This window comes from Desulfobacterium sp. N47 (assembly GCF_051233685.1).
Taxonomy (GTDB): Bacteria; Desulfobacterota; Desulfobacteria; order Desulfobacterales; family RPRI01; genus RPRI01.
In genome coordinates, this window is sequence record NZ_JBAMMY010000318.1 from 1 (window position 1) to 22,589 (window position 22,589).

19 protein-coding genes are annotated in these 22,589 nt (G+C 38.9%); 8 read left to right on the plus strand and 11 right to left on the minus strand.

Going from position 1 to position 22,589, the window contains the following annotated elements:
* The first annotated feature begins 615 nt into the window (after positions 1 to 615).
* Both VXK47_RS20265 and VXK47_RS20270 read left to right on the plus strand, forming a co-directional pair.
* A complete protein-coding gene (locus VXK47_RS20265; RefSeq protein ID WP_435550604.1) occupies positions 616 to 2,496 on the plus strand; it encodes an HDOD domain-containing protein in 1,881 nt (626 codons plus the stop codon).
* A gap of 12 nt (positions 2,497 to 2,508) precedes the next feature.
* The gene (locus VXK47_RS20270) at positions 2,509 to 3,780 is read left to right on the plus strand and encodes an adenylate/guanylate cyclase domain-containing protein (protein ID WP_435550605.1); all 1,272 of its coding nucleotides are present in this window, start codon (positions 2,509 to 2,511) and stop codon (positions 3,778 to 3,780) included.
* Between the two features lie 162 nt (positions 3,781 to 3,942).
* Here the strand turns inward: VXK47_RS20270 and serC are convergent, their stop codons facing one another.
* The 3 genes from serC to VXK47_RS20285 all read right to left on the minus strand — a co-directional run bounded on the left by serC (position 3,943) and on the right by VXK47_RS20285 (position 6,817).
* A complete protein-coding gene (gene serC, locus VXK47_RS20275) occupies positions 3,943 to 5,031 on the minus strand; it encodes a 3-phosphoserine/phosphohydroxythreonine transaminase (RefSeq protein ID WP_435550606.1) in 1,089 nt (362 codons plus the stop codon).
* Positions 5,032 to 5,198: 167 nt separating this feature from the next.
* On the minus strand, positions 5,199 to 5,588 hold the full coding sequence (locus tag VXK47_RS20280) for a hypothetical protein (RefSeq protein ID WP_435550607.1): 390 nt from the start codon (positions 5,586 to 5,588) through the stop codon (positions 5,199 to 5,201).
* 332 nt (positions 5,589 to 5,920) lie between these two features.
* Positions 5,921 to 6,817, minus strand: coding sequence for a patatin-like phospholipase family protein (locus VXK47_RS20285; RefSeq protein ID WP_435550608.1), 897 nt, complete (start codon positions 6,815 to 6,817; stop codon positions 5,921 to 5,923).
* 562 nt (positions 6,818 to 7,379) lie between these two features.
* Here VXK47_RS20285 and VXK47_RS20290 point away from each other — a divergent pair.
* Complete coding sequence (locus VXK47_RS20290; protein ID WP_435550609.1) at positions 7,380 to 7,793, plus strand: hypothetical protein; 414 nt, start codon at positions 7,380 to 7,382, stop codon at positions 7,791 to 7,793.
* A 109-nt stretch (positions 7,794 to 7,902) separates the two neighbouring features.
* Here the strand turns inward: VXK47_RS20290 and VXK47_RS20295 are convergent, their stop codons facing one another.
* Entirely contained in the window at positions 7,903 to 9,024 is a 1,122-nt protein-coding gene (locus tag VXK47_RS20295; protein WP_435550610.1) for a substrate-binding domain-containing protein, read from the minus strand.
* A 189-nt stretch (positions 9,025 to 9,213) separates the two neighbouring features.
* Here VXK47_RS20295 and modA point away from each other — a divergent pair, with 189 nt between their 5' ends.
* Genes modA through modC form a run of 4 tightly spaced genes read left to right on the plus strand, consistent with a single transcriptional unit; the run spans position 9,214 to position 12,191 of the window.
* A complete protein-coding gene (gene modA / locus VXK47_RS20300; protein WP_435550611.1) occupies positions 9,214 to 10,014 on the plus strand; it encodes a molybdate ABC transporter substrate-binding protein in 801 nt (266 codons plus the stop codon).
* A 23-nt stretch (positions 10,015 to 10,037) separates the two neighbouring features.
* Positions 10,038 to 10,763: a Rossmann-like domain-containing protein gene (locus VXK47_RS20305; RefSeq protein ID WP_435550612.1), complete on the plus strand. Its 726-nt coding sequence runs from the start codon at positions 10,038 to 10,040 to the stop codon at positions 10,761 to 10,763.
* A gap of 36 nt (positions 10,764 to 10,799) precedes the next feature.
* Positions 10,800 to 11,483 (plus strand): molybdate ABC transporter permease subunit, encoded by a 684-nt coding sequence (gene modB, locus VXK47_RS20310; protein ID WP_435550613.1) that lies wholly within the window; start codon positions 10,800 to 10,802, stop codon positions 11,481 to 11,483.
* A gap of 3 nt (positions 11,484 to 11,486) precedes the next feature.
* On the plus strand, positions 11,487 to 12,191 hold the full coding sequence (gene modC / locus VXK47_RS20315) for a molybdenum ABC transporter ATP-binding protein (protein ID WP_435550614.1): 705 nt from the start codon (positions 11,487 to 11,489) through the stop codon (positions 12,189 to 12,191).
* Positions 12,192 to 12,197: 6 nt separating this feature from the next.
* Here the strand turns inward: modC and VXK47_RS20320 are convergent, their stop codons facing one another.
* The 7 genes from VXK47_RS20320 to VXK47_RS20350 all read right to left on the minus strand — a co-directional run bounded on the left by VXK47_RS20320 (position 12,198) and on the right by VXK47_RS20350 (position 20,343).
* Positions 12,198 to 13,340 carry a tetratricopeptide repeat protein gene (locus VXK47_RS20320; protein ID WP_435550615.1) on the minus strand — a complete coding sequence of 381 codons (1,143 nt, stop codon included), beginning with the start codon at positions 13,338 to 13,340 and terminating at the stop codon, positions 12,198 to 12,200.
* Between the two features lie 22 nt (positions 13,341 to 13,362).
* Complete coding sequence (locus VXK47_RS20325) at positions 13,363 to 15,471, minus strand: MFS transporter (protein WP_435550616.1); 2,109 nt, start codon at positions 15,469 to 15,471, stop codon at positions 13,363 to 13,365.
* Entirely contained in the window at positions 15,461 to 16,387 is a 927-nt protein-coding gene (locus tag VXK47_RS20330; protein WP_435550617.1) for a hypothetical protein, read from the minus strand. Before VXK47_RS20330 ends, VXK47_RS20325 begins: the two co-directional genes overlap by 11 nt.
* Positions 16,388 to 16,414: 27 nt before the next feature.
* Positions 16,415 to 17,194 carry a hypothetical protein gene (locus VXK47_RS20335; RefSeq protein ID WP_435550618.1) on the minus strand — a complete coding sequence of 260 codons (780 nt, stop codon included), beginning with the start codon at positions 17,192 to 17,194 and terminating at the stop codon, positions 16,415 to 16,417.
* Between the two features lie 110 nt (positions 17,195 to 17,304).
* Entirely contained in the window at positions 17,305 to 18,471 is a 1,167-nt protein-coding gene (locus tag VXK47_RS20340) for an ABC transporter substrate binding protein (protein WP_435550619.1), read from the minus strand.
* Between the two features lie 53 nt (positions 18,472 to 18,524).
* Entirely contained in the window at positions 18,525 to 19,925 is a 1,401-nt protein-coding gene (mltF, locus tag VXK47_RS20345) for a membrane-bound lytic murein transglycosylase MltF (protein ID WP_435550620.1), read from the minus strand.
* Between the two features lie 28 nt (positions 19,926 to 19,953).
* Positions 19,954 to 20,343 (minus strand): hypothetical protein, encoded by a 390-nt coding sequence (locus VXK47_RS20350; protein ID WP_435550621.1) that lies wholly within the window; start codon positions 20,341 to 20,343, stop codon positions 19,954 to 19,956.
* 504 nt (positions 20,344 to 20,847) lie between these two features.
* Here VXK47_RS20350 and VXK47_RS20355 point away from each other — a divergent pair.
* Positions 20,848 to 22,074 carry a hypothetical protein gene (locus tag VXK47_RS20355; RefSeq protein WP_435550622.1) on the plus strand — a complete coding sequence of 409 codons (1,227 nt, stop codon included), beginning with the start codon at positions 20,848 to 20,850 and terminating at the stop codon, positions 22,072 to 22,074.
* Positions 22,075 to 22,589 lie beyond the last annotated feature (515 nt).

Below are 22,589 nucleotides of genomic sequence, written 5' to 3' on the forward strand. Positions count from 1 at the left end.
AATAATTATTTTACGTACGTTTTATATTTTTATATATACACATACTATGCTATCTGTTAAAGCATTATCAATGTATGTAATAATTTAATGGATGTTAAATGGTTGAGCTTAAACCAACTGTGAGAACTTTGGACTCTCAAGTTATTATGGCAAATGCTAAAATATTTTTTTGATCAGGGATTGAAATGCGTCTTTGTGTTCATTCCATGGTTTCTTTCGGTATACTATTTGCTTGGTAGGGGTGCCGGGAACTGTCGATGCCTTGGGACGGATAGGGTTAAGCTTCTATGCGACTTATCTCAACTTAATATTTTAAATAAACAAGTTATAGAAATGCGAACATAGATTTAGGCGCTATATTTTATTTAGCGTGATGTTTGGACATTTTGACGCCGCCTTTTTCAAAAATCCTTCCTGCCATACCTCAGTTCTCAAACCGGTTCAATACTTGTAGCACAGCCATGCGCAATTTGGTAAAAATTATGTTATTGCAAAAAACAAGTCATAGTTTATATATAGCTTCGTATTCTTTTATTGAAAAATGGATCGGCACAGAGATTCATAAAAAATAAAGCGGTTTTTTCATATACCCAGGTTAACAAGGATTCAGTTGCTATGAAGGAAGAAAACCTTCAAATCGTACTCTACAGAATCGCTAAAAATGCCAATATTGCTAAAATTGTCTCGTTTTTTAGCCGCGGAAATTTATTGACGAAGCAGAAAATCAAACGCCTGTTGTCTGACTTGCCACGAATAGTTTGTGAAGTTTCAAGTCAAAACGAAGCGGAAATGTTTCAGGCAAGCCTTGACGAATTAGGGTGTATCACCGAAATTGAAACCGTGATTACCGATTCAAACGGACATTTCCGCCTTGTGAAAAAGCATTATATGATGCTTAAAAAAGAACTCAGCAAAGCTCTCAGGGGCAGAACCTCTCTTGCCTTCTTTCGGGTACAGATATCATCAGATTATCCTGATATCATTTTACCATCAATGCTGGGAGATTTTCAGGAAAAATTCAGCATGTATTTCCGTGAGAGCGATACAGTAATCGGAATCGATGAGGACCAGTTGCTGTTATTGGGTTTTACAACGGACCGGAAGGGCGCCCTGCTGGTTCAAAACAAAATCAAGCAGGCCATTCAGGAGTTACTGCCGGGGTCGACGCGTGCAAAAGTCGATTTTTCCATCTTCCCGGACGAGGGGCTGTCGATTTCCAATTTATTTCAGCAGGCACACCCACTAACAGACGATATTGTATCTGAAGATCCGATAGAGATACGCGTTGCTTTGCCAAAATACGCGGAAGGTGCTTCTGAGCGCGCGCGGGACCAGCAAAGGATCGGAACTATTCAACTCTACTTCACACGGGCAAGAGGACGGTTATTTCAGCGATTGCTCTCACTTGACCCCAAAACTCTGTGGCATGGTCTCAGCAACCTGACTAATAAAGAGCAACGGGATTTTTTAAATCGACTTCCCTTTGACTATAAAGCAGCTCCTGCCCTCGAAAAAATTATAAATTCCAACCCCTGGGTGGTATCAGATAAACAACTGGAAAAGCATCTTGAAGAAATTATTTATTCAATGACAATAGAAGAGGGGTTGGAAGACAGAAAGCGAAACGCTGCAAGCATTACAGCTATGCTCAATGACATTGAGTCGCTGCCCGTTTTGCCTGTTGTAGCGCTTAAGCTGTTTAACATTCTTGCCGATCCCGATGCTACTATCGATGCCCTGGTCAAGGTTATTGAAACGGATGCCTCCTTGACTTTAAAGCTGCTAAAGATTGTCAATTCAGCATTTTATGGTGTTTCACGTAAAATAGATACGGTAAAGGAATCGGTTATGATACTCGGAACGGATGAGATTAAAAACCTCTCCTTTGGATTGTCAGCCGCCAAAACTTTTCAGAATTTCAGTGCGGACGGGCTGAAAAATCCCAATGCATTGTGGCACCACTCCATTGGAACAGCCATCATTGCTGAAAATTTATGCCGAAAACTTCCGGTGATTAAGGGTTCCGGTGCTTTTACAGCAGGTCTGATACATGATACAGGAAAGATTTTTTTGATTGAACATTTTCCGGAACTATACAATAACGCCTATCGAACTGCCGTAAAGTATAAGCTTCCCGTATATGAGATGGAAGAAGAAAAATTTGAGCTGAACCATGCGATGATCGGCAAATTTGTAGCAAACCGATGGAACCTTCCTGAGAGTTTATCCCAAGCTATTGCCTGTCATCACCAGCACCAGCCGGATGATGCACATGAGATATCTTCTCTGCCGGCCATTATCAGCCTATCCGATTATCTCTATCATAAAATAACATACGCAGCGGAATCCGCTGCACCTTCAACCTCTCTGGCTTATGGACAGTTTTCCGTTCTGAAACGGGTTTTTAAAGGGATAGACAGCAAGATGCTTGAAAGCATGGCCAAAGAGATGGCAACAATTCTGGAAGATAACCGGGAGCTCTTTTCATTGACATAAGGAGATTTACACATGCCGGTTGATAAGGAAACAATGGAAAATCTTTCGCAGGTGACCCGGGAGCGGGATATCTATAAACTTCAGGTCGCTAAAATTCAAACAGGGTATGAAGCAAAGATAAAAGAATTATCAATATTAAAAGAACTTGGGGAAACGCTGCGCTTAATTAATGATCTGGACACCCGTGTTTTTTGGGAAAATCAGCTTTTGGTTTTGAAGCGAAGCCTGTCTTTTGAGAATGTCACTCTGGTGTTGTTTGACCATGGGAACCAGTTGCTTGATACTGTTGCCATGGTGGGAAAGCAAACAGTATCCGAACACAGGCAGACCATGGAAGCAGATGCAACAAAAAAAGCGTTCATAAATAAAGAACCTGTTGTTGTAACAGATAACATGGTTCAGATTGAGGCGGAAGCGGAAGAATCCGGCGGGGCTATTCTCTGCCTGCCGATTCTGCATAATAAAAACTGTATAGGGATTCTCAGGTTTCGTCGAAAGGAAACGAGCGGGTTTGATCCTAACATGATTCGCTTTTTAAGCCTGGTAAGCGATGGTATTGCCACAGGCATAATTCTTTCAAGAATATACGGACAGATGATTCAGGAAGAAAAGCAACGACTCAATCTGAGCCGGTTTTTTTCCGCCACCGTAAGGGAAAAAATAATAGATACAAAAGAAAACCTTCGACTAGGCGGCGAAAGAAAGTATGTTACGATTCTTTTCGCCGACCTTCAGGGATTTACCTCCTTGTCCGAAAAAATAGACCATCAAACGGTTGTGAGGATTCTGAATTTATATTTTTCCTGCATGACCCCGATCATTTTCCGGCATCATGGTACTTTGGACAAACTGATGGGAGACGGTATGATGGCAATATTCGGCGCTCCTCTTTCCCGGAAAGATGATCCTCTCCGGGCGGTTCAAACCGCTATTGACATGCTACAAGCCCTGAACCAATTCAATGAAGAAAACCGTAACAAGGGATGGCCGACGTTGACACTGACAGTGGGCATTAACTCAGGGGAAGTGGTGGCAGGGTATATAGGGTCTGAAGATCATATGAATTATACTGTTATAGGCGATGCAGTAAATGTGGCCCAACGGATTCAATCTGTTGCCGGGTCGAACGAGATATTGATCAGTGGTCCGGTTTTTAATGCCATCCAGGCTGAAATGACAAATATAACGGATATTATAGGCTTGAAAAAACTTCCTGCACAGCCTCTCAAAGGAAAAGAAAAGGAAGTGGAAATCTACCTGGTGGAAGTATCAAAGCATAAATAACCCGTAGGTCTGTTAAACAGGAAAGCCTGAAATATTAGGCTGATAAAAATCCTGTGCTTTGATGAACAACTATAATGCTCATCAAAGCACAGGATTTTATGCTGGCAGTTTTGAATGTTTATTGAAAAGGCTTTTTAAATGGTTTTATTTACATAGCCAGGGTTAACCATTTTTTTGTTCAAAGTTTTTCATAAAATCGGTTAAAGCCCGGATACCTTCCATATTTGTTGCATTATAAATAGATGCACGGCATCCGCCAACAGAACGATGCCCTTTAAGACCGCCCAGACCGTTTTTAGTTGCTTCCTGAATGAATTTAGCTTCAAGCTCTTCACTGGGAAGACGAAAGGTTACATTCATCAAAGACCTGCTGTCTTGCTTTGCTGTTGCCTTATAAAAATCACCGGAATCTATGGTTTGATATAAAAGACCAGCTTTTTCTTTGTTAATCGCTTCAATTTTATCAATGCCTCCTATAGTTTCTTCCAGCCATTTTAATACAAGCTGAATAATGTATATGGAAAAGCTGGGAGGAGTATTATACAACGAATTGGAATTGGAAAATGTAGTGTATTTCAACATTGTCGGAAGATTATCCGGAATAAGTTTAAGCATATCCTCTCGTATGATTACCATGCAAACCCCGGCCGGGCCTATATTTTTTTGTGCCCCGGCATAAATTATCCCAAAAGGTTTTGGATCAAATACCCTGCTCATTATATCTGAAGACATGTCGGCGACTATAGGTATTCCTTTTGTGTCCGGAAACCTGGCCCATTGAGTTCCTTTTATTGTGTTATTGGATGTAATGTGAACATATGTGGATTCATTATTAAACTTTACATCATAGGGAATATAGGAGAAATTTTTATCTTTGGAAGAAGCCACAATATTTATATTTTTTCCAAGTATCTGTGCTTCTTTGATAGCTTTTGTAGACCATGTCCCTGTTTCAACATAATCGGCTGATTTGCCGTCCGGAAGACAATTCATGGGAACCATCGCAAACTGAAGGCTTGCTCCTCCCTGAAGAAAAAGAACATGATATCTATCATCCAGTTTTAAAAGCCTTTTTGTTCTTAGGACAGCATCATTTATTACTTCGTCAAAAGTTTTTGATCTGTGGCTTATTTCCGTAATTGACATTCCTGAGCCGGCAAAATTTAAAAAAGATTCTTTTACTTCTTCAAGAACGCTTAAAGGCAAAGCTGCAGGCCCTGCGTTAAAATTGTAAATTCTGTTATATTTCATAAACCACCTCCGGTTAATTGCTTATATTTAATAGCTACCATTTTTTTGGAGCTTGTTATTGACCAGATTATATATTTCATGTCAACTATAATTTTATGTTATTGTCAATGGCCTTTCAAGATATCACTTTCGGCTGTTTTTATATAATCTTAACATTCCAGGACAGTTCACGCTTTATACCATGATGTTTTTTCAAGCCTTTTTCCGTATACCTGAAGGGCATACTTCTTCGCAAAATCTTTTCCGGAAAAATACTGCAGGGTGGTCGCCAGGAAATCATCTATGAGACCTTGCAACATGGCATCCTTATTCTTTTCGTCGATATAATGGCGGTCGCGCTTCTGTTCAAACCGAACGGTTTCACCCAGCACATCTTTCATCTTTTCCATATCAATCTCAGATGAATCGGCATAGTCTGCAATAAAAGTTATAGGTATTTCAATACGGGCAATAAATCCAACATACCATCTGTCACCGGCCAATTTTCTCGATACGTCATAAATCTCCAATTCCAGGCCGCTTTCAAGATCTATTTTTTTCAATAATAATGTGTCCATTATATCTCCTGAACTTAAATTTGTGTAATATTTTCACGTGAACCCTTTATCAAAAGCCGGCCAGAGCACAAAACAATGATAAAACTGCAATACCGGAGGTCGATAGTCAAAACTGTTGTAAAGGCCTTTCTTTTTTGCAGTCTTGTCGAATTTTTCAATTAAAAAAATTGTTAAAGCTAAACCCGGTAGTCAGTGTCCGTCCTGAAATGACAGATTGCAGTTCAGATCAAGGCCGTAGCAGTTTTGAAAAATAGGTGTGTTTACGTCGAGTATTTCAAAAACGCCCGAACGCAGATATGGACCGCAAGATTATAGTTTGTGGATAGACAATGTTAAGCCGCGTCTATTGCGTGTTTTATTTCAGACAACATTCTTCGCACACAATCATTACCTTCCCTTATAGCTTCCTTTCCACGATAAAATTCCAATAATCCTATATGTGATAGTTTGGGGGAAAGCAAAATATCCGGGGGATCACCAGCTATACGATTTCTCGTAATTCTGTCCTGAATAATGTTTACTGAACCGGCAATTGATTCAAACAAGCTGGGTGGTTGATCTTTTATCCTGTTCGTCGAAAATACGGAACCGGTATTATCTATAACCCAATCGGTAATTTTACTTACAACACCGTTTTCTTTTTTTATCGTATCTTCCGGCTTATCAAAATGTTTACCAACAATATCACCATTCAAATTAACAGCAATAACAATATCTGCCCCCAATGCACGGCAGACCGAAACAGGAACCGGATTGACAAGACCGCCATCTACAAGCCATTTGCCATTATTTCTTATTGCCGGAAACAGACCGGGCAGAGAAACAGATGACCAAACGGCCTCTATCAAAGATCCTTTCGTTAGCCACATTTCTCTGCCACTTTCCAGGTCTGTGGCAACGGAAGCATACTGTTTTGCCAGATTTTCTATTATAGCATCATCGTTAGCAACATATTCTTTTAGAAAATCCTGAAACCGCTCCTTTTTAACAAATCCATTTAGTCTGGTATTAATCTCGAAAAATCTTGCTATTTTAAACCTGGTTAGCGAGCCCACCCATTCTTCCAGTTTTTCAAGTTTGTCTGACACATGAGATGCTCCAACCAGTGCGCCTATCGATGTGCCGCAAATAATTCCGGGCTCAATGCCTATATCGGACAGCGCACGAATAATTCCGATATGTGCCCACCCGCGAGAAGACCCGCTTCCAAGAGCCAAGCCGACATTCATTTTGATTTTTTCCTGTTTTTACAAAGCATTTAATCAACCCGGTTACTATCAAAAAATAAAATTGAAATAATTCGATTTAATAAACTCTGTCAATGTCACTTTATATCACTCAACCTCAGAGCCAGTTTCAAAACGTCCCATTTAGGCCGATCTCTGCGTTGGGCTCAAATTTTAATCCTCTAAATACTAAGTATTCCTATGGTTAAAATTTTCGCCCGCCTTGACCTTGACCAAACTGAAACGTTTTGAAAGTGGCTCCTCAGAATAAAAATTATAATACTGCCGGAACATATCCCGGGCAATATGCATGGTCAATGAATATTTTGACTTTAATCCGGGTCGATTGAGTTCAAAAAAATTTGTTCTGCAACGGCTCTTTGGCATCCCATGATACATTACATCCGGAATTGCATCCATTATCCTGCCCTTTTTATTCTATTGACATGAGAATAATAAGATGTTTTTAAACCAAATCAAATTCTGTAAAATTTGACTTAAGGGTGCCTTTTTTGTTTTTCAAGGTAATTATAATAATTAAAATTTTGGCTGTGAGGTAAGAATCGTGGGGAAACTGATTCGATATATTGATGATGCAAGAGCATGCTTTGCTCGTGTAGATTGGATAAGCAGGGAATCTGCCTTTATCAGCATTGCTCAAACCGGAGTTCTCATAAAACGCTCAAGATACGGAATCTTTGGCGCAAAATTGTACGTCGAGACGAATATAAATAACTGTTTGGAAATGTCCCGGGTCTTAGATAATGTCATTCTTTCCAGAAGATCCCTTTCATATCTGCCGAAAGCCTTAACTGATCAGGTTCTTCGATCATTCACCCGCCTTGCCATCGAGACGAATTCAGCGCTCGAATTTAGGACCGGAATAGAAGAAGCAAAACGACTCGTACTTGAAGGGAACCGACAGGAGCAAAATCAAAAACATATCTCAGAACATCTTGATATCAGAGCCCAGGAATAAAAACATACTCAACGCGCAATCTATGCAAATCCATTATAAGTGAATAACTCCTTAAAAGAAACCGAAAACAAAATACCTCAATTGGCTCAGATTATCTAAAAAAGGATTTCTATATGGCAGTAATCATTTTACCGGTTTCTTTATTCTCATAGCCGGGAAGTTGAGCAAGTTCATCACGAAATGCTCGTGTTTGGAGTATATCAAGCATCGTGCGTATAGCATGATGGTCCATTAAGTCAGTTGGGATTATAATATCGCAACGAACCGTTTCAATTGTAATAAAATCTAGCCCCCAGGCAGAAGCAACGGCTCTTAGCCCCAAAGCTGCATCTGCAAGACCGTAAGCCAGCATCTGCGCTCCTTCTTCATGGCTAAAAACAATATTATTGTAACCTGCAATCTTATCGGATGGAATATCCAGGCTTTCAAGGCGATCATCAAGAAGTGTACGTAAGGCCGCACCGGGTTCCCGGTTTACAAATCGTACAGATCCTTTTACAAGATCGGATATACGATTGATTTTATGAGGGTTACCTTTTGATATCATAAGGCCTTCCTCAAAATTTGCAAAAGCTATTACATTTGCAGGAGTTCCTCCTAATATTTTTTTTGCATAAGTTATATTGGATTGTTCCTTGCCCGAATCATGCATATGTGTCGCAGCCATATGGGTTTGCCCCGCCGCCAGATGCTTGAGAGACTGTCCGCTGGAAGCAAACCGGCATTTAAGACTAACATCAAAACATTGCCGGGCCACATGGCAGGCAAGTATTCCTAAAGCCGGGTCACATCCCAGCAACAGGGCGGTTTTTTCTATCGTGTTAAAGTCTTTAAAAAATTTTACTGTCTTCCCATCGGCTTCCAGAATAGCGTCAGCCGCCTGAAAGCTATGTCCTGATGAATTCCTTCCTTCAAGAGAATAAGCAACAAGCCTGTCGCGTATCTTCACAACAGATATTCTATTATTAGGAGAAATGCTTTTGTCAGCAAGGCTGATATTGTCTGTGCGTTCAGGCAGGTTGTGATAAAAAAGGTCTTCTACCTTACAGCCGAGAATCTTTGCCATTTGCAAAGCCACCGATGTATTAGGAACGTATTTGCCACATTCTATATCATAAACAGCCTGCCTTTTTATCCCCACCAGAGAAGCAAGCTGAATTTGAGATATTCCTGCTGACTGTCGGATTACTTTTAGACGGCAAGTTATAGCCTGTTTATCTGATCCGCTCACTGCATATCCTCCGATTGAAAACTATATAAATTTATTAATTTAAAAATTAAAGATTGACAATTATAAATTGCATTAATATGGTCAATAAGATTTATGACAATTATAGACGTCATATATTTTATAAGTGATTTGTGAATAAATGGCAAGATATTTAATATCTATATATTTTTTTGAGGAAAGGAGTATGACATGAAAACAAGATTGATTTCAAAAAGTTTTTCCCTATTGGTTATTGTAATTTTGATTCTGGGTGTATATTCAACAATATCTGTTGCAGATTCAGGGACTGAATCCATTACCGTTTTTGCAGCAGCTTCAACGACCAATGCATTAACAGAAATAGGTAAAATATTTTCTGAGCAAAAAAAGGTTGAATTCATTCCATCTTTTGCATCATCGTCAGCTCTGGCAAAACAGATTGAAAACCAGGCTCCCGCAAATATATATATTTCCGCCAATTATAAATGGATGGATTATCTTGAAGAAAAACAAATGATAAACAGCTCTTCCCGGTTTAATCTTTTAAGCAACAGAATTGTTCTTATTGTTCCGGCTGACAGCAGCATCAAAAAAATAGACATTAAAGCAAATTTTGATCTTTCCAAACTTTTGGGAAACGGATATTTATCCATGGGTGACCCTGATCATGTGCCTGCAGGAATTTATGGAAAACAGTCTCTTGAGAATCTGGGTGTATGGGGCAGCATAAAAAACAAAGTTGCCCGGTCAAAGGATGTTCGTACTGCGCTTATGCTGGTTGAACGGGGGGAATCGCCGGTGGGTATTGTTTATGCCACGGATGCCGCTATTACAAAAAAGGTCAGAATTGCCGGCATGTTTCCCAAAGAAAGCCACTCACCTATTTTATATCCTGCAGCGTTGGTTGCCGGCAGGCAAACTCCTGCGGCTCTTGATTTTATGAAATTTTTGAAAACACCGGAAGCAAGAGTCATATTTGAAAAATATGGCTTTACCGTTTTGCAGAATTAACCTTTTTGCAAAGGATGACAATAATGAGTTTAATCCGGGATGAGTTAAAAAAACGCTTTTTTGATTTGTGTCTGCAAAACAATCTTCTTGAAGAATATATAGATATATACGCTAATACCCTGACTTCAGAAGAGGCAATCGGCAATCCTGAAGATAAGGATTTTCCCCTGCTGAAAGGAAAAGAACGCCTCATGCAGGCAGAATTTCGCGGATCGCCCGGTCAGGCTTTTACAGACCAGTTCGGTAATTTCAAAGGCACTTTAGGAGAAATTCTTTCAATGCCCCTTAATAATAACTACCGGCGTGCAGTTTTCACAGCCACACTGAATGCCGTTACAAGAAGTTTGGGGGTGGTTAAAGGAACTTTACACTGTCGTGACAAGGAACCCGGCAAATGTGCTGTCGAAATGGTTAAGCATATAAAGCAAAATTTTGGTACGGTTAAAATTACCCAGGTCGGATTCCAGCCGGTCATTGCCCGTGAAATAGCCTCATTATTTCCTTTACGCCTCCTTGATCTGGATACGGATAACATCGGGACCAAAAAATCCGGTGTAGTTGCAGAAGGCCCTGATAAAACGGATGAGGCCTTGAAATGGGCCGATGTTCTTCTTGTTACAGGTACGACACTGGTCAATGATTCAATAGGACTGTTTTTAACTGAAAAGCCGGTAATCTTTTACGGAACAACTATTGCCGGAGCAGCATATCTTATGGGTTGGAACAGATTTTGTCCTAAATCTCTTTAAAATTATTTATTGTGCGCGATAATGGAACTTCTTGGTATGACAATTATGGAATGGGAGGCGCTTCGTTTAAGTCTTTGGGTTTCATGCTGTGCCATGGCAGGCAGCCTGATTCCGGGGATTTTTGCTGCATGGATTCTGGCACGTTTTGAATTTCCGGGCAAATCTCTGCTTGACGGATTGGTACATCTGCCGCTGGTGGTGCCTCCCGTTGTGATAGGATATTTACTTCTTCTTCTTTTCGGACAAAGAGGAATAATAGGCGCCTGGCTGTTAAAAAATCTTGGCATTACGATCGCCTTTACCTGGAAGGGTGCGGCGATTGCTGCCGCAGCTATGGCCTTTCCTCTGCTGGTGAGAGCTGTAAGGCTTTCTATTGAAGGCGTGGACAGGGGAATAGAAGATGCCGCCCGCACACTTGGCGCAGGGCCAATGAGAGTGTTTTTTACCGTCACTCTTCCGTTGATTACACCGGGAATCATTACCGGACTTATTCTTTCCTTTGCACGAAGCCTTGGTGAATTCGGAGCAACGATTACTTTTGTATCAAATATCCAGGGACAGACGCAAACGCTTCCATTGGCTCTTTATACACTTACTCAGACCCCGGGGGGGGAAGCCGGTGCAATGCGCTTATGTGTTATTTCAGTTGTGGTCGCCATGGCTGCGCTTGTCGCTTCCGAAGTTATGTCAAAAAGATTTACCGCCTATATAAGGGGTTGATTGGTGATAGATATACATGTTGTAAAAAAACAGGGTGATTTCCGGATTAATGCTATGTTTTCTTCCGAAGAAACGGGTATTACCGCACTTTATGGAGACTCAGGAGCCGGAAAGACATCCATCATCAACATGGTGGCAGGACTTCTTCGCCCGGACAAAGGGCATATCACAATAGCCGGAAACTGTTTATTTGATTCGGATAAAGGAATAAATGTCTCTCCGGAAAAACGGCGAATCGGTTATATTTTTCAGGAAGGCCGCCTGTTTCCGCATCTTAACGTATTATCAAACCTTACTTACGGTATGCGCCTGATACCACCCTTACAACGTTATGTGAAAATTGATCAGGTCGTTAATCTTCTGGGTATCGAAAGCCTGCTTGACCGCAGACCAGCCAAACTGTCAGGAGGTGAAAAACAGCGTGTCGCCATCGGCAGAGCTTTACTAACAAGTCCTACAATTCTTCTTATGGATGAGCCTCTTGCTTCCCTGGATGCCGCCCGCAAGGCGGAAGTTCTCCCGTTTATTACTGCTCTCACCAAAAACCTGTCCGTGCCCATTCTTTATGTTACTCACGATCTGGATGAAATCATGACTCTTGCAAACAATGTGGTGCTGATTAAGTCAGGTCGTGCCATAGCCTCAGGCTCCCCCGAAGAAGTAATTCAAGCAAATAACTCTAAATTTATAATTAAGCGCGCAATGTAATAAAATTTATCTGCAGAACCCTCTTTCATCAAGATATTTTTTAGATTTACATAACCCAAGGCCGCATGCTTTACGGGAATTTTCACACAAGCGCTCAATTTCGTTAAGATCTATATTTGCACTTGTATTACCGGAGGTTTTCTCAGCATAGTTTGGATCCAGCAATAAAGCCTGCTTAAGATCGTCAAGACAGAGCTGGTATTGCCATATGTTTTTATATGCAGAAGCACGGTTTAAGAAAGAATCGACCCTTTGCGGATTAAGCCTTATAGCCTGATTAAAATCTTCAATTGCTTTATCATATTGTCTGAGTTCAATAAATATAACCCCACGGTTATTGTAGGCATCGGCATAATTTCCATCAAGCAAAAGTGCGCGGTTAAAATCTCCTAAAGCAAGTTGTCTGTTTCCCATGTTATAATATGCCACACCACGGTTGTTGTATGAAATAGGAGTCTTCGGATCAAGCCGGATAGATTCGTTTAAATATTCAATCGCTTTTTCAGGATCTTTATATTTGTGTCCCTCCCACAATGCTATTGCTTTCTGATTCAGTTCAATAGCAGGCAAAGCGTCAATAACTTCCTCATATTGTTTTCCCAGAACTTCTCTTTTCTGCAATTCTTTATTAGATGGCTGTTGTGACAGCTCAGAGTTTTGTTTTTCAAGCATTTTAATTTTTTTCAACAATTCATTCTCTCTATCCTTTAACTCACTGTATTTTCCCATAAGAGCCGTATCTTGTTTGATCTGCCTTACTCTTTTGTCCAAAATGCTGGTATCAACATCTATTTTAAGCTCCAGTATAATTCCAAAGCCCTGGTCTGTTGCATAATTTTTCTGCGATAAAATATCAACCGACAGAACTCCTGATGCAATAGCAATACTCTGATCCTTGGTAAGCACGAAATCTTCAACAACTGTAACTGATTCCAGGTAAGTGCCGGCATTTTCAAGCACCTCGGTTTTTCCTTTGGCAACAGCTGCTATCTTTGCATCATCCGGTGACTGACTGCCTGCAAATGGCTGATTTACAGTATAAGAATATGTTTTAACTTCTTTTACTGCCGGTAATTCATCAAGGCCAAAAGCAGTAAAAGTATTCAGCAGACATGCTAATACCATAATACTTTGCAAGTATTTTTTCATACAATTAAATCTCCGCTCAATGTTATGTTTCTAAATCGCATGGGGAAGCAACGGTTTTCTCACAGTAAATAATCTGAAAAACAAGACTTAATACAATCGTAAAAATCCCGGTAAATGCAAGAGTTTTTGAATACCCGAATATTGATGATAAAAATCCGAGAAGAACAGGGGCAATAACATTACCTATCCTTTCCATCTGCCTGTATATCCCCAGTCCGGGGCCTACGCCTATTTCCTTTACCGCTTCAAGCTGGGAAGCCAGTTTTGCCTGATTCGACACTGAAATGGTATGTGACAGCCCGAGAAATAATATCCCTATTGCTATCATCCATACATTGCTGAAGAAGAAAAAAGGTATAAGCGAAAGACCTGATAAAATCCCGCCCCAGAATACAAAAGGCTTTGCGGACAAATACCTGTCGGTCAATTTTGAAGCCGCCTGACTGAAAAGAATCATCATCAAACTGTAACCCATTATATATCTGCCGGTATCGGACTGGCTTGAATCCAAACTTTTTAAAAAAAGTGGAGCAATATAATATACAAATCCTATGAGGCATATTTTATTCGGTATACTCTGCAAAAAAGTAAGTGCTGCAAAATTCCGGTTTGACAGAAGCTTTATAATATCGCGCGGAAAAGGCAGAAAAGATTTAAACTGCTTGAATAATTTTCCGTCTTCAGAGTTTTTCCCTGTCCTGTCCTGGTCGAAAATAAAAAAATAAATGAAGAATACAGCTGCAAGAGCAATAATTGCGCCTGAATAAAACAATATTCTGTATCCTATACGTTCAGCTACCATCCCTCCTATTGCAGAACCGCAAAGAGTTCCTCCATAAAACGCCGAAAGAAATATGGCCATTCCTTCGGCCCGGTTAGACATGGAAGTGGTTGATACTATATAATTTTGTGCCGTGATAAATACTATGCCGAATCCGGCTCCTACTATGCACCGGTACAAAATAAGATAAATAATGTCGTTTGCGGTGCCGGTTAAAAAGAGTCCTGTTGCTGTGATTAAGGCCCCGAAGGCAAAGGATTTTCTGTAACCGATTGTATCCGAGAGCGCTCCTCCCACAGGAAAGCTAAGGGCAGTAAACAGCATAAAAGCTGAAATAGGAAGGCCGATTATCACTTCTTTGCCAAAACCCCATAGCGGACGATAGATTTCTTCCGCATAAAGAGGCAGAAAAGAAATACTGAGAGCTTCTGCAAATACAAATAAAAATAAAGCAGGACGGATTAATACCGGCAATCCGATAATGGCCGGGCCGTTATGCTCTTTACGCTGGAAACTGAAACGGCTGATAATGGATTCTATTTCTTTGACCGGCTGATAATGGTTTTTTATATTTTGGTATTGCAGAGTCCTGCCAAAAGAGAAAAACAACTCTTTGAATCTTAGCCATTTTACTATAAAATCGTATCTGTAACGGTCAAACCGATCAAGCTCCTGATCAAAGAAACCTATACCGGTTCTCTTGATCTGAAGCCCTGCCTGCTCAAGGTTATTAGCAAGGCTGATATCTTCTGCAACCCTTTTAAGAGGAACTTCAATCGTTAAAGCCACAATAAAAAACAAAAAATCAATTGTTGCAAGAATTGAAATCAGTATTACTGTAGCGGTATCCATGATTACCGATCTTATCTGCTTTGATATAACTTTTTGGTCAATACCCGTTATAAGCTTTCCTTTAATTCCGCCTCCGGCTGATTGGAGCGGAAAATTTAAGACAAACCTGCTGCCGCTTTCACTTTTAATGAGATCTTTATCTGTCTTATCAGCAGTGGAGCCTTCAATAAATCCATTTCTATCGGAATAGTAGAGGCATCTGCCAGCTTCATCATAAACCGCTATGAAGGCTAAATTCGGAGCATCTGACAGCGTTTCATTAAAATACGGTTCCAAACCAATAAGCTTGTTTATAGGGATGCCTTTATCTAAAATACCATCAAGATTGTTTTTGATACTGGTACCGACAACATATAGATTGGACTTTATTATCTCAACATAGCTTTTCTCAAATGACCTGATGTCAATATATAAATATACTATCTGAGAAATCACCATAAAACTAAGTGCAATAAGCAGGATTTTTTTATTAAGGCTGATCCGGCGTTTATTTCCCATCGATGATCTCCCTCATAATCCGGATCTCATTTATGGCGGATTCGTTACCGGACATAAGGTTTTCCAGTTTATACAGATTGGCGGCAATATCTTTATCAGATTGTTGCATATGCACAAGCCTTTCGGAAATCTGTCTGTGAATTTCTTCTACTTCCGCAGAAACTTCTCCTGAAGCGGTTTTAAATAAATTTGGATTATCAAATATTTCTTCTGTGGTCTTTGCTATAAGTTTGCTTTCAGGCCTGATGAAAATAAATTCTATCATTAAACCGACAAGCAGGAATGTAAGAAGTATTGATAAAATCAGTTTATTGCGAAAGGCTTTTATAAGGACAGCTTCTTTTTCATCAATAACCGATTTGCTGAAAGTAAGTCCTAAAATACCCTTATTCCCGCCATATGGAGGGATAACCGGAATCATAATATAGTATTTGCCGTTATATTCCCGGATAATGGTATCTTTTGCATTCCAGTCGAATAGTTTGCCAACAGGTAACCCTTCATTTGTATCTATTGAACGGTTTATAATAGTTATATTATCTTCACTACTTACTGTTGAGCCGCTTGCTATAATAAATTTAGCTTTGGCGGAGTAAAACAGTTTATTGCCTTTTTCATCGGTCAGAAATATTTCTGAAATATCCCTGGATTGTTCATAAAGCGGTTTAACAAGGTTTTCCATACCCACAAAACCATCAAGGCGCTTGCCGAATTTAAGTGCTGTTTCAATTTTTCGTTTCAGATCCTTGCTCAAAATTTCATATTTTGATGTCAGTGCTTTCAGATATACTTTTTCAAAAGACAAGACGCTGAGAAATGAACCTAAAGAATAAGAAAGAGATAGAATCGCAACAACTATTACTATGATTTTAACTCGAAACCCGGTGGCATTTCTGAAGTATTTTTGCGATTGCATATTTATAAATCATCCGGTGTTTATCAATTATGTTTGCTTACAGAAAACAAACAGCATTTTTTCGTACGAATTCGGACCTGCACTTTCATTGTTTATGATCAGACCGGTGCCATACCAACCTTTATTCAGCAGTTCATATTGTTTGGTAAAATCTGTTAACACAACAGATTCATGGCAGACAGGATCAAAGCGCTGCGTTTCTTTCAGGTTGCGATGAACTATATATCGGAGTTTTCCATTATATTTTGTCGTAAGTTTTTTTACCACGAATCCGCTGTCAAATAAAATTCTTAAATTCCAATAGTTATATGGGGAAACTGTGGCACAGATATGATCATATTTACCTAAACTTTTAATTATTCTTATGGCATTCCCGTTCATTATCAGGGCAAGAGAATTCCCCCTATAGACAGGATGAACACAAACCATTTGCAGATTAGCAACTTTATGAAGAATGCTTTCGTCAAATCCCAAGTCTATTCCAAGATTCCATTCTTTCTCATTGATATCCGGAAAGTAGACATTACGGAAAGCAATTAGTTTTTTTCCATAATCAGCGCCAATAATAAATCCTTTATTGCCGAGATGCTCCTTCATAAACTCTGTCGTAAAGGGTTCAAGCGTATCCTTCCGGATTAATCTGTCTATGATAAGCTGGTGCAATTCCATTATCTGATCAAGATAATTTATACCAAGAATCTTTATCTGATAAGATTTGTCTGATAGCACAATCTTGCTCTTTGGAGGAATAATAACAGATTTAATAAGTTTTTCTGTTAGTTTGCCGTTAATATCCGGGAATGACATTTCTTATCTTTCCATGCTGATGAATTTTAAAATCCATTTTTTATATACTAAGATCACAGAGTAGTTGAATATAGAGAAGCTTATCAAACCCGCTTCGCATTAAATCCGTCTTATCTGGGTGTGGCAATATCTTCAAATACTTCATCGGAAGATCCAAGAATATCTACTCCCGGATCGTAGCCGATAATCCGGGCTGTCTTCAGGTTTATAGCAATTCGCGGTGGGTCTTCAAAAAGCTGATCAAGAACCCGCGGTTTGGCTCCGTTAAATATCTTGGCAATAGTTTCTGCATGAAAGCGTGCAACATATTTAAATCCTGCCCGTGCAATGCTTAACAGTGCGCCGCATTTAACTTCCTCCGTTCCGCGCTGTGAGAACGTTGGTATTTTGTATTGCATGAAAGGGGCCAGTAATTTATCCATATTTTTAAGTGTTACACCCCGATGAACTGTTATATAATAGGCATCTACTTTTGGAGCAAGTTCCCGGTTGCATTTCAACACGGCATTATATGCATCATCACTGGAAACATCAGAAAACGGCGCATTACAGGTTATAACGTTAAATCCGCGTTCTTTTGCAACACGGTTAATATCATCAATTGCAGCATAACTTCTTCCTTCGATTGTATTTTGTTCCAAAACCACCCCAAGCTTTTTAAATTTGAATATATCATAAAAGATCCTGATCTGACGTTCATACCTGGTCGGATCGACTCTTACGTTCAGATGATCATAACCTGAATCATATATGCTTTTTGCAATTTTTGTGGCAACAGGGTTACTGGTAGATATTACAACAGCAGGAACGGAATGTTTATTATTTGCCAGATCCTGGCCGGCCCAAGTTCCCATAGCCAATACAAGATCAATATCTTTTTTACGGTTAAAACGCTCAAGAATTATTTTTTTGTTTTTTTCTCTCAGTTTTTCATCCCAGTTGTTTGACCAGCAGGCGTCCGGAACAAATTCAAGATAATCGCTTTTTAGATTATCTGATATCCAAAGCCACAATTTTTTACTGCTGATGGCATTACCTGATTTCGGGAAAACCGGCTTTTTAGCCCAGCCCAGGTCTGAAAGGGCTATGACCAGTGCCCGCAGATTGTCCGTATAATTTTCATAAGCACCGGCTTCAAGATAGGCAATTCGCCATTTTTTACCGTTATTCATTTTTGGAGTTATCGGGAAATCCTTTTTCTCTATTGCATATACATTTGAAAAAGATAAGCCCAGCAGCAAAGCAAGTATAAACATAAAATTGAGACATCGATTCATTTTTTTCTCCAAATACCTTATCTTTAAAAAAAACTGTCAATTATATAAAACATTTAATTCGCTATATTTCCGGTACGATGCTTCTTTTTGTGTTTTATAGAATCTTTTTTTAAGATTTCATAATAATGCATAATCCGGTTAATATAATCCACCGTTTCCGAGCCCCTGCAATATCCGTATTTTGCTTTTGAATAATACCTTTGCTCACTCAATAAGGGAAGAACTTTTGCAATAGAAGCCCAGGTATTCGGATTTAATTTTTGTTTAACAGCAAGATCCATGGCATCTGAAATATGACCTTCACCTATATTGTACGCTGCAAGAGCAATAAGCAGTCTATCAAGTTGTGACGCAACACTATAATAATTATATAAATTTCTTAAATGCTTTAAGCCTGTATAGATATTTTGTTCAGGATCGAATACATTAGTTGATCCAAGGCTTATTGCTGTTTCAGGAGTTATCTGCATGAATCCGTATGCTCCTGCATAGCTTTGTGCAAAAGGATCAAACCTGGATTCCTGATATGCCATGGCAGTTATCAGCCTCCAGTCAAAACCATAAGCAGTGGAGGCTTCTTTTATAATCTGGCTGTATGCAGGAAACCTTGTTTTCATCATAACATAAAAAAGAATTATTTCAGTATTGTCAAAAGAATCGATTCCCGAATAATATCTGTTTCGGATTGAGTCATATTTTCCGTTCTTTTTTATCTTTTTAAAAAAATTATTAATACTTAATAAAAGAGATTTGGAATTGCTCTCAACCGCCCAGCCCAGAGGCTCATAGTCACTTATTGCTCCGGCAATATTTATCTGTGGATAATATCTTCTGTTAAGATTGGCAATATTTGAATATGCAATAGTTATCTTAATTTTTTTCTGGGCAACTTTTTCTATCAATTCTTCATCATAGCTGTTTTTACAGGATACTATTTTCAGATTAATACCTTGCTCTTTCAGTTTTTTCAGCTGATCTTCATATGTTGATCCTTTTCTAACATGAACAATTTGTCCCTCAAGATCTTTTTTGTTTTGAATATGGCTTGCATTATTTTTTCTTACTATAATACACTGACGGACATTCATGTAGCTATCTGAAAAAGCGACCTCTTTTTTTCTTTTGGAAGCTATTTTGATATTTGCGGCAATAAAAGCATATTTGTTCTTTTTCAATGCAGGTATCAAATCTTCCGGTTTTTCCACTACCTGTACTTTTAGCTTTACGCCCAGATATTCTGCATAAGCTTTTGCCAGTTCATATTCAAACCCCATAGGCTGATCTTTGTAAAAATAATAGCAATGGGCATTGTTTAATGTAATTACAGTTATTTCTTTATGTTTTAGAATAGTATCAAGACTTGAGTATTCAGATTCTTTTTCCCGGACTGCATAAACGCAAAAAGTGATAAATACAAGTACCACAAATAAATATTTAAGACGGATTTTATTCATAGAATCTCAGTGCTGCAATTAAAAGCTGTTAAAATGCCCCAAGCTGGCACTCTTTTATTTTTATTCCAAGAGTTTCGCATGCGCAACTTACGGAATATCTTGATAAGTTTAAAGCAGCGGCAATTTCCCATGATTTGACACATAATAGTTTGCCGTCATCAAGACATTTGTGTATGGCATCATCAAGTTCTTTTGATACAAAATCTTCAGCTTTTACAATTTTTTTATCAGGTTTGTACCCAAACAGCCCAAGCTGACACTTAACCAGTTTAAGTTTAAGCCGGTCGGCAGCCGCTCCGATATCACAAGCCGGAATTTGCAATTTCCATGCAATCTCAAAAGCATCAGCGCAGGAAAGTCCATTATCCGTAACACGGTTTATAATTTCACTTTCAATATCAATATTTTTCACAGGCATTGTATAATTCCTTTCTTTTATTATAACGAGCCACTTTTAAAACGTTTCAGTTTGGTCAAGGCCAAGGCGGGCGAAAATTTTAACCACAGGAATACATTTAGTATTTCGAGGATTAAAATCTGAGCCCAACGCAAAAGATCGGCCTGAACGGGACGTTTTGAAACTGGCGCTAACGGCTTTTAAAATAGTTTTTAACGTTTAAGTTGCGCTTTATCTTTGTTCATTGCAGAATATAGATAACGTATAACTTAATGCAATTCATGTGCCTCATTGCGGGTATTATTTATATAGCATCAGCAATTCTCGGTGAAATTAAGAAGCTGCATAATATCACCACACAGAACAAATCTTGAGTTTATTTTTCGCAATCAGTAACAGGTTGTTTAAAATCCGGGCATTTTCAATAAAAGTTATAACATATTGATATATTACTAAATATAATTCCAGACTTTTTTATCTTATGATAGCCTCGTTACATATTATATCGAACTATAGAGGCTGTCTTTGCATACAAAAAAACATCTTAGCTTTAGCGAATTAAGAAAACTTATCTCCAGCCGGGTGAATAAATTTGAAGATACCCGCCAGGAAAGTAAAGTTGACTATTGCCTGCATGACTGTTGCCAGAGCGCTTTTGCTATGATGGTTTTTCAAGACCCGTCAATTAATGCCTTTCAACAGCGATTGCAGGATATAAAACAATTGAACAATCTTAAAACGATGTTTAATGTATCTGCTATACCGCAGTCCACACAACTAAGATCGGCTATAGATAATATCCCGTCAACCGAAATTGAATTTGCATTCAAAGATTTCTTTCTCCCTCTCCAGCGGGGAAAACAACTGGAGCAGTATAAATTCATAAACGGTAAATACCTTGTAGCATCAGACGGTGTCCAGTATTTTTCTTCGGATAAGATATCCTGTAACTGCTGCCTTACAAAAACAAAAAAAGATGAAACAACCTATTATCATCAGGTGGTGGCAGCTACCATTATCTGCCCCGGCATAAAACAGGTTATTCCATTAGCACCCGAACCCATACAAAATATTGACGGTAATACAAAACAGGATTGTGAAATAAATGCCGGAAAAAGAATCATCAAAAAAATAAACTCTACCCATCCCAAATTAAAAATTATTATTACCGCTGACAGCCTGTACTCCAAACAACCATTTATTGATCAGCTCAAACAAAACGGCATGTCTTTTATTCTCGTTGCAAAACCAACCGATCATAAGCTTCTTTACCAATGGTTTACAGAATTTCACCAAATGGGCGAAACCCATAAACTTGAAATTAAAGACTATAAAGGCCAAAGGCATTTTTATGAATGGGTCAATGGTATTGCCCTAAACGGCACAAAAGATGCCGACAACGTCAATTATTTTGAATACACTATGTTCAAAAAGGCAATAAAGCAACTTATCACAACAGCTGGGCAACTGATATTCCAATCACGCAAGACAATATTATCGAACTGGTTAAAGGCGGCCGGGCAAGATGGAAGATTGAAAACGAAGCATTTAATACTCTTAAAAACCAGGGATATCACCTTGAACACAATTTCGGTCATGGGGATAAATACTTGTCGTATAATTTGCTGCTTTTCAATTTTCTTGCTTTCTTTACGCACCAGATCCTGGAATTGTCGGATATTATATATCAGAAATGCAGGGCCAAGTTCACTTCCCGGCAGGAATACTGGAACCAATTGCGCTGCACGATAAGAATTCTCATATTTCCTTCGTTTGAAAGTCTGCTGGAATTTATTATTGACCCGGACAAAGGTATTCCTCCATAAAGCTGTTTTTCTTTTTTGCCTTTTTTAATCTCTTGTGTTGCTTGCAGGAATAGAATCTCTGCCGTGGATTTCCATTGTCAAAAACTGCCCAAATTTATCCGCCCCTTATTTGCATTGTTAAATTTCATGACTTTTGTTAATAATTTTTCTGCCTCTATCACAATGTTTCGGCAAACTTTTCTATGTTCTTCAATCTGATGACCAAAAATTACATTCACCGAGAATTGCTGCGTTTATTATTTTGCTGTTGCATGCTATTGATTATCATGTATTGCATACAAAAAGAGTTGGTGACCTATTATAACTAAAGTTTCACTGTTTTTGAAGCCGTTCAAACATGGTTTTAAAATTTTGCGATATTTTTTCACAAAACATAAAAAGATGGCATGTAAAATGCATTGCAATTTATATACCAAGTATTTCAAGCACTTACGTCAACTT

What these genes read in the sequence shown, in the direction of transcription:
- modB (WP_435550613.1), top strand. Translation starts at nt 10,800, where the DNA reads ATGACAATTATGGAATGGGAGGCGCTTCGTTTAAGTCTTTGGGTTTCA.
- VXK47_RS20330 (WP_435550617.1), bottom strand. Translation starts at nt 16,387, where the DNA reads ATGCAATCGCAAAAATACTTCAGAAATGCCACCGGGTTTCGAGTTAAA.
- VXK47_RS20305 (WP_435550612.1), top strand. Translation starts at nt 10,038, where the DNA reads ATGAGTTTAATCCGGGATGAGTTAAAAAAACGCTTTTTTGATTTGTGT.
- VXK47_RS20280 (WP_435550607.1), bottom strand. Translation starts at nt 5,588, where the DNA reads ATGGACACATTATTATTGAAAAAAATAGATCTTGAAAGCGGCCTGGAA.
- VXK47_RS20270 (WP_435550605.1), top strand. Translation starts at nt 2,509, where the DNA reads ATGCCGGTTGATAAGGAAACAATGGAAAATCTTTCGCAGGTGACCCGG.
- modA (WP_435550611.1), top strand. Translation starts at nt 9,214, where the DNA reads ATGAAAACAAGATTGATTTCAAAAAGTTTTTCCCTATTGGTTATTGTA.
- VXK47_RS20335 (WP_435550618.1), bottom strand. Translation starts at nt 17,194, where the DNA reads ATGTCATTCCCGGATATTAACGGCAAACTAACAGAAAAACTTATTAAA.
- serC (WP_435550606.1), bottom strand. Translation starts at nt 5,031, where the DNA reads ATGAAATATAACAGAATTTACAATTTTAACGCAGGGCCTGCAGCTTTG.
- mltF (WP_435550620.1), bottom strand. Translation starts at nt 19,925, where the DNA reads ATGAATAAAATCCGTCTTAAATATTTATTTGTGGTACTTGTATTTATC.
- VXK47_RS20340 (WP_435550619.1), bottom strand. Translation starts at nt 18,471, where the DNA reads ATGAATCGATGTCTCAATTTTATGTTTATACTTGCTTTGCTGCTGGGC.
- VXK47_RS20320 (WP_435550615.1), bottom strand. Translation starts at nt 13,340, where the DNA reads ATGAAAAAATACTTGCAAAGTATTATGGTATTAGCATGTCTGCTGAAT.
- VXK47_RS20265 (WP_435550604.1), top strand. Translation starts at nt 616, where the DNA reads ATGAAGGAAGAAAACCTTCAAATCGTACTCTACAGAATCGCTAAAAAT.
- VXK47_RS20350 (WP_435550621.1), bottom strand. Translation starts at nt 20,343, where the DNA reads ATGCCTGTGAAAAATATTGATATTGAAAGTGAAATTATAAACCGTGTT.
- VXK47_RS20285 (WP_435550608.1), bottom strand. Translation starts at nt 6,817, where the DNA reads ATGAATGTCGGCTTGGCTCTTGGAAGCGGGTCTTCTCGCGGGTGGGCA.
- VXK47_RS20325 (WP_435550616.1), bottom strand. Translation starts at nt 15,471, where the DNA reads ATGGGAAATAAACGCCGGATCAGCCTTAATAAAAAAATCCTGCTTATT.